Below are 7,860 nucleotides of genomic sequence, written 5' to 3'. Positions count from 1 at the left end.
GTGGGTGAAGAGTCATAATAAATTATTTAGTATGGTGCCTCATTACACAATCATTCTGCCTATTCAGGACGGCGATGTCTGAGGGGTCAAACCCCTCACAGATTCGCCAACAGTCTCTTGAAACCGCGTCTACACAGACAAAACCCGCCTTCGCGGGTTGAAAATTTTTCATCACCCGCCGCCATCAACCACCGCCGGAACCCTCAACCACCGCCCCATAAATCAATCATTCGGCGCTCGATTCCGTGCCCAAATTATCCGTATTACCCCCCGCAGAATCCCGCGACAAACCCAACCGAATCTTATTTTTCTTCAACGTCTCATAAAACTCCCTCACAACTTCCTCCGGCGGATTACTATCAGTCCCGCCCGGACCCATTTCCTCAATTTCATTCTCCAAATTCTCTGCAATTTGAGGCTGAGTTTCGCACCAATCCTTGATTCTTTCAGCTATAACATTCACATTATCCATCGCACCCACATCAATCGCTGATAATTCTGCGACAAATTGCGGTTCCGATATTTTCAATAACTTAGTAAAAGCCGCCACAATTTCTTCAGGTTTCGCATCATCGGCAAGTGACATTTTTAGACTCCTTAAATCTGTTTTTGCAGTTGACAGCGGTAAAGTTTCCGTTTCGCCAATTAGCGTAAATGCAGCCCAAGCTTTCGGATTCGGAAATTGAGCTTTTGTGGTTAGCATAGCACACCGCAAGGCCGCTGCTCGATTGTCTCCCCGTGCTAAATTTTGGTAGAATTCCGTCATTAGCAATTTGGCTGTTGATGTGCCTATATTCCACAGGGAAACGATGATGCTGGGGACTCCCGCGAGGATGAAGCAGCGCGACAATCCGATGACTCCATCTCCGGTGATTTTACCGCGACCGGTGCTGCAGGCGCTCAATACTACGAGTTCGGAATCGAGTTTTAATTGCAGGATATCGATAGCATGAATTGCGCCGTCGTCATCTCCCGATGGTGCTAAAATTATCGCGCCGGGAATGCCAGAACCTTGGAAATCGTCGATGAGTCCGTGGGCGGATAAATGGACGATGCGCGTGTTTAGCATTCTGTCTAAAATCGCGACTTTTGTGGCATTGTCTCCGCTAATTGCTTGGGTTTGTAAAGTGGCGGCTATGGCTTCGGCGGCTTCTTTTGCCCTGGGGATTTGGCGGAGTTTGTGGGGGTCTAATTGGAAGTTTGGGTGGATGGTTGGATCGCCGACAATTAGGGCGGCTTGTCTCAATCCTCGGACTCGGTTTTGATGTTGGCGGGTGAGTTCTAATACTTGGATGGATGGGCTGGTGAGGATGGTATGATGTTCGATTAGGTAGCGGTTGTGGCTATCTTGCAAGGCGGCGAAGGGTACTAAAAATAAGTCGTAGTGGGGGATGAAGATGATCGGGGAATTGGCATCGGTGGGTAGCAAGTCGATGATGGGTTCGATCAGGATTTGATGGAGGAGTTGCAGCAGGGGAAAGCCACCTGTTTCGTCTCGATTGTACTGGGATTCTAGCTGAATTTTGTTGCCTGCGTCGTCGGTTTCATCGGTGCCGATGGAGGCGCGGGTTTGGAGGATGATTTGTTTGAGGGTTTGGTTTTGTTGGTTGAGGGGTTCGAGGTTGACGGCGCGATAGGTGATGTTGCCGTTTGGTTGGATTACCCAGATGTAAATAGTTTTTGGATCGATAATGGAATATTCAACTATTGTGGAGTTTCTCGATCGGGCGATTTGTTGGATTATGGGGATGGATAACCCCCCCAACCCCCCCTTGCTAAGGGGGGGCTCCAGAGGGAGGAATTGAGATAACTCTTGTTCTTCCTGTTGATAAGGGGGGGACTGGGATAACTCTTCTTCCCCCCCTTGATAAGGGGGGGACTGAGGGGGGGTTGTTAATAAGGTTTGTTGTAATAATTCGACGAAGGCACGGGTGCGGGACATTTCGGATATTTCTAGGGCTTCGTTAAATTGCGATCGGGCGATTAGGACTTGTTGTAGGTGTCGATAGGTAGATACTTGGCTTTCAAAAAATGATATTTTATGGTCATCCTTTACTAACTCTGAACGGAGAGTTTCACGAATTTTGATTGAGGCACGAATTTGTAATTCTGCTCGTTCAAGAAAATAATCAGTCCAAGAAATAAAGATTTTTTTAACAATGAAAGCTAGGATTTTGGGAAGACTTTTATAACGCATCCTAAGTCCACTGCTGACTTGATAGTAAACAATGCCTAAATTACCGAGAAAATTGGCCTCCCATTGTTGAACTCCAATTTCCTGTGAAATCTCTAAAGATTGTTTGTAACATTTTATCACTTTGTTGTATTGCCGTAGTGAATAGTAAACAGTGCCCAAATTGCCGAGGGCAATAGCTTCTCCTTTGCGATCTCTGATTTTCCGTACAATCTTTAATTGCTGTTCGTGAAATTTGATCGCCTTATCGTATTGCGCTAGGGAACAGTAAGCATTGCCCAAATTGCCGAGGGAATCAGCTTCTCCTTCGGGATTTTCGATTTCCCGTGAAATCTCTAATTGCTGTTCGTGAAATTCGATAGCCTGGTCGTATTCCCCTAGGAAATAGTAAACAGTGCCCAAATTGCCGAGGGCAGCAGCTTCTCCTTGGCGATCTTCGATTTCTCGTGAAATCTCTAATTGCTGTTCGTGAAATTTGATCGCCTGGTCGTATTGCCCTAGGGAATGGTAAACAATGCCCAAATTTCCGCGGGAAATAGCTTCTCCTCGGCGATCTTCGATTTCCAGTTTAATCTCTAAAGATTGTTCGTGAAATGTGATAGCCTGGTCGTATTGCCCTAGGGAATTGTAAACTAAGCCCAAATTGCCGAGGGAAATAGCTTCTCCAGAGCGATTTATAATTTCCCGTGACATCACTAATTGCTGTTCGTGAAATTCGATAGCCTGGTCGTATTGCCCTAGGGAATCGTAAGCATTGCCCAAATTGCCGAGGGAAGCAGCTTCTCCCACGCGATCTCCGATTTCCCGTTTAATCTTTAAAGACTGTTCGTGAAATGTGATAGCCTGGTCGTATTGCCCTAGGGAATAGTAAGCATTGCCCAAATTGCCGCGGGAATTAGCTTCTCCTTGGCGATCTCCGATTTCCCGATAGATAGTTAATGCCTGTTCCCAAGACTGCAAAGCTTCTCGAAATTGACTGATATTATACTGCTGATTGCCTTGTGCTAACAGTCTCTCTGCTTCCGCTTTTTGTGGAATTACCGCTAGGAAGTCCCCATCCACCTTACCCAGTAACCCTGCAAAATTTTTCAGCCAATTAGCATTTTTTAATTCCCCTTGTTCTCTGAGCTCATCAGCCTCTTCTAGCATAGCCGCAACCAAGCCATCATCCAGCAATTCCGGGTGAGTTTTCAATACCTGGGCTTCTTCGCCGCTGCGACTATTTAGCAGTTGATTTATCAGGTTGAGATAGGCTTGTTGGCGTTCAGAATTCATGGCGATTTGGGATTTGGGATGATTCGCTCTATTAATTTATTATCGGTGAAACTCATCTGTTTGGGGCGGGCGACGGCAAGTTTTTTTCGCTTGGATGTGCGGGGTGGCGAGAAACTGGGTTTTTGAACCGCAGATGATGGCGGATGTACGCTGATTGACGCGGATGAATTTTGGATGTGCGGGGTGGCGAGAAACCCGGTTGTTTCGATAATCCTTCGTTATTGGAGTTTAGACTCAGCAAAAATTAACTCAGAAGAAGCTGAGTGTAAATTCTGTGAGTTTAGATAGAGGTAGAGAGGTTGAGTGATGAATTTCGATCAGTTTTGGAATCTACCTTAATCGCGTGCTACTTTGATTTCAACTGATATCTTGCACCATTCGTGTGGAAGCCTTTTATGGACGGGCTCTCCTGCCCATCCCACAAGAAATTCACTCTTTGTGGAACAGGCCGGAGAGCCTGTTCTTGACAATGGTGCAACCTCTCAGTTTCAACCCAAAATTCGATCGATCGTCTGAGCTGCTTGGGATTGATAACTTCCGCCAAACAAATTAAAATGATTCAAAATGTGATAAAGATTGTAAAAAAAATTCCGTTTCTCATAGCCTAAATCCAGCGGCCACACATCGTTATAACCGCGATAAAAAGATGCTGGAAAACCGCCAAAAAGTTCAGTCATCGCAATATCGACTTCTCTATCTCCAAAATACGCCGCCGGATCGAAAATCACCGGTTCTCCCGCAGATGTCACCCCCGCATTCCCCCCCCACAAATCCCCGTGAACTAGCGAAGGTTGCGGTTCGTAACCTGCTAAAAACTCAGGAATTACCTCTAATAAACGTTCCCCTTTCGGAAAATGACCGCCCCGACGCTCAGCCAATTTTAACTGATAGCCAATCCGATGTTCTGCCCAAAATTCGGCCCAATTTGCCGTCCAGTTGTTAATTTGAGGAGTTGAGCCGATCGTATTATTAATATCCCAACCAAACCCCCGGTTAAAAAAGTTATATTTTCCCTCTTCTCCCCCCGGTTGCAGCGGCGGTTCCCCCCTGCGGGTGCCAGCGCTGTACCCCCGTACCTGCCCTGGGTTGGAGAAGCTATATTTGTGCATTTGGGCCAGTTTGCGCCCCATTTCTTCCCAAGATAGATCGCCCCCGCGCCCTCCCAAATCCAGCCATTCCAACACAATATAAGCGGAATTCCCCTCGGTTCCCCAACAAATTGGTTTAGGCACGCGAATCGTCTGGGTTTCCCCCATTTGCTGCAATCCCAGCGCCTCAGCTTCAAACATGGCGACTTGAGAAGCTTGATTGATTTTCGCGAAATAAGTGCCAGAAGCGCTGCTGATAGCATAGCCTTGATTGATGCAGCCGCCGCTGACAGAACGGCGGTTGTCTATCGAAAATGTTTCTGCGGTTGATTCAGAGATGTGCGCGGCAATTTTGTCCCACATAGTATCAAATTGTTTTGAGGGCGATCGGAATTACTTTATACAGCATATTTCAAGTTGATGAACTACACCGCAGAAACCCGATTTCTGGCGTACTGCACCTACATGGAATATGCTGTAAGTTGCAGTTTCAAGCCCCTGATATACCTCGCTCAACCCCAAAGCGCTGTCCTTTACTCTGCTGTTTCTAATTCCTCTAATTCTTGGGTAGACTGCCATCCAGCTTCCCAGAGCGATCGGTCTTTAAGCTGTGCGGCGTTCAGCCAGAAACGAACATTCGGATCGCAAGCCGCCACCATTTCCGCAAACACCCATTTACCTTCGTTTTTTCTGTTGACTACCTGGAAGTGCCGCCAACCCCAAGTTTTTTGATGTGAAGTCCATCGGGAACCAACTAAATAAGGAAATTTTTGTTTTTTCGGCACAGTATTTTCCGTAACAAATATATGACAAAGCAAGTTAATTGTAATAACTCCTTTTATTTGATTCGACATCTCCAATAATTCTCGCTTAGGAATGAAAATTTAATAACTTAAGCGATTGCTCGTTACTTTCGCTCTGCCTGGTAATGCAGATAGGCGAGGCTCTGCCTCCTTTGAGGAAGGCAACTTACAGGAGAGAGGACTGTAGGAGGTGTTTAAGTTATTAAGTTTTCGATCCTTAGCAGGCTCGCTTGCGGGTGCTTTACAGGCTTTTTCGGATTTGTCTATTATATTAATTCTAAATTACCCGCGATCGAGAACCGTCTCCCCTTGAGAACATTACAGACAATCTCTTGCTTGACTCGACCTTGCATCAAAGTCAAGCCAAACTCTCTCTGTAATTCTGTAATATAGATGCGTTTTTTGTAACTTGCAGCAGTTTCGCCTCCGAGTTCAAAAGTAAGGGCAGTTCAGTGACTGCCCCTGTAATTAGTTATACCTATTGAATAGGGTTCATTTTTGGGCCGAGCCACACATAGCAAATTTATGCAACACCAGCTCAATCGTGAATCTCAAATCTAAAAACAAATAACTCTGGTTGTAGTTGTGCGCGATCGTCCGTTCTGCGAAACTTACTCAAATCTACTTTGCGAGCAGGTTTGACGTTCATTTGCTGCTTTTACCAAAGCGGTAAGCCACATTTTGTCCGCAGGCGTTTTTTCGGGGCCAACTCTCCCCACAAACATTTTTTCAATCTTAATGGTGTCTCCTTGACGCTGTAGAGCTTAACAACAAACCACTTTTAAGTACAGTTGACTGATTTAAGTTGCTCTGTCGCTCCCCCTTAATTGCTTCCGTGGGATGGCTTGTGGCCCGATAAATCCATAGGAAGTTGGGGAAGCCGGAGCCGCACCGCATTTGTTTGCAGCCAGAGAGTGATGGCGTGCTTCCGCTGCGGAGTCACGTACTCTCCGGGTCTGATCACGCCAGCACAGACGCCGATGTTTTTAATAAGGGTTTCTCGTTCCGATGAACTTGCACCCTGTAGCAACCTGACTTGGGCTTTGATAAAATCCACGTTCATAGCAAAAAGTAAAATTAACTAAAGAACTCAGTTAAATAGCGATGCTTTGGTTCCAGTTGTAACTCTAAAACCACTTGATACGAATCAAATTGATTCAACATCCCCAAGACGGGGATCGGGCGTCTAGAGCTAGCCAACTTTATTTACTTTATCTGTTTTTGCCAGCAAAAGTGTCACTATGCTAGCAGTTTTTACAGAATTATTCATGATTAAGAACTGTTACAAATTTGGCTCACCTCCCACAATAATGCAGAGTTTAGTGCTAACGCTACTCTCTTGAACTCGAAAAGTTCAGCATTGTCTCCAGATCCATGCTTTCCTACGTTTTATCCTCCCCCATTGGGAAGGGATCGATCGCCTAACCTTCCTTTTCGAGCGCCCACCGAACCGCCAGACAGTGCCACCTCACCTTATTGATTTATATCTGCCCTATGTCTCGCCCTGGGCTATAACTTAAGGCATACGTATTGTTACTTGGGCTACCACAAGCCAGCAAGTTTTTATTCTTGTTTCTCAATAATATATTTTTTAGTTTTTCTTGGAAAGCCCTTATTTGTGTTAATCAAGGCAGCTTGGTGATGTCCCCCAACGAAAAATCGCAGCTTGCGAATCTAGACATTTTGCGCTGATGGCGATGAATCGGTTTTCTCAATTCATTACGGGCGATCGCCATTACCCATCACTGCTCATTTGTATAATCCATAACAAATCCATCGACTCTCATAATTTAAAAACATCACAATTTCAAATAGTCTTCCACCCGCCGATAGTTCATCCTCATCAAAAATATAGGTAAAACAAATCAACACGCCAATACCCGCACTATCAAGGTTGAGGGTGCAGGAGTTGCCTTCACAGTCGGTATTTAATAGAAATTATCAAACGCATAATTTGCTAGTAATACTATCTCCGGTCAATTACTTCAAATAAAAAAAGTTGGTAGTGAAAACTAAAATTTTCCTAAATCAACCGCAACAATATTCACTACAAACCAATTTCAATTGCCACACTTTTTCCGAATTCAATGTTATTGAGATTGACAACAGCCAACTCAAAAAACATCTTGTTTGCACAAATTAACTTTATAAATAGACGTTTGAATTGTTAACCAAAGCTGACTTATTTAAGAGTTGTGGTTCGTTTTAATGATTTACCGGATGAGACCAGAAACCAATTTTTCATCTATTTTTATAGTTGAGAAACTAAGATTTTCAGAGAAGGTCGGTTTAAGGGTGTAAGTTCTGATTTGTTTTTAACACATCGCTACCGCTATTCTTCGGGTCAAAAAAAATTGGTTTTCTATTGGGGAGGGGTGCATTTACCGGGAGCATCTCTTTTGTGTCGCACAGCATTTTTTTCTTTAATTGCGATCGCCCAAGAGCTCGAAAAGCTGCTACAATCAACCGAGGGAGGACGCTCGCACTACAAAAGCCCCAG

The 7,860-nt window shown here is 44.9% G+C and carries 5 protein-coding genes; 1 reads left to right on the top strand and 4 read right to left on the bottom strand.

Annotation, left to right across the window (positions count from 1 at the left end; all coding sequences use genetic code 11):
* Nucleotides 1–226: 226 nt before the first annotated feature.
* The 4 genes from WBA89_RS30015 to WBA89_RS30000 form a co-directional block, all read right to left on the bottom strand.
* Complete coding sequence (locus tag WBA89_RS30015; RefSeq protein ID WP_424411322.1) at nucleotides 227–3,469, bottom strand: CHAT domain-containing tetratricopeptide repeat protein; 3,243 nt, start codon at nucleotides 3,467–3,469, stop codon at nucleotides 227–229.
* Nucleotides 3,470–3,957: 488 nt separating this feature from the next.
* Nucleotides 3,958–4,920 carry a fructosamine kinase family protein gene (locus WBA89_RS30010; RefSeq protein ID WP_424411321.1) on the bottom strand — a complete coding sequence of 321 codons (963 nt, stop codon included), beginning with the start codon at nucleotides 4,918–4,920 and terminating at the stop codon, nucleotides 3,958–3,960.
* Between the two features lie 170 nt (nucleotides 4,921–5,090).
* Nucleotides 5,091–5,342: a TIGR02450 family Trp-rich protein gene (locus WBA89_RS30005; RefSeq protein ID WP_424411323.1), complete on the bottom strand. Its 252-nt coding sequence runs from the start codon at nucleotides 5,340–5,342 to the stop codon at nucleotides 5,091–5,093.
* Nucleotides 5,343–6,183: 841 nt separating this feature from the next.
* Complete coding sequence (locus tag WBA89_RS30000; RefSeq protein ID WP_194061715.1) at nucleotides 6,184–6,423, bottom strand: hypothetical protein; 240 nt, start codon at nucleotides 6,421–6,423, stop codon at nucleotides 6,184–6,186.
* Nucleotides 6,424–7,669: 1,246 nt separating this feature from the next.
* Here WBA89_RS30000 and WBA89_RS29995 point away from each other — a divergent pair.
* A partial coding sequence (locus tag WBA89_RS29995; RefSeq protein ID WP_424411320.1) for a hypothetical protein occupies nucleotides 7,670–7,860 on the top strand: 191 nt, incomplete at its 3' end.

The sequence above is a fragment of the Microcoleus sp. genome, from assembly GCF_049646505.1.
Lineage (GTDB): Bacteria > Cyanobacteriota > Cyanobacteriia > Cyanobacteriales > Microcoleaceae > Microcoleus.
This window is presented reverse-complemented; position numbering and strand designations above follow the sequence as displayed.

Bases quoted from the DNA above. Each gene is read 5' to 3' on its own strand.
- WBA89_RS30015 (WP_424411322.1), bottom strand. From the start codon at position 3,469: ATGAATTCTGAACGCCAACAAGCCTATCTCAACCTGATAAATCAACTG.
- WBA89_RS30010 (WP_424411321.1), bottom strand. From the start codon at position 4,920: ATGTGGGACAAAATTGCCGCGCACATCTCTGAATCAACCGCAGAAACA.
- WBA89_RS30000 (WP_194061715.1), bottom strand. From the start codon at position 6,423: ATGAACGTGGATTTTATCAAAGCCCAAGTCAGGTTGCTACAGGGTGCA.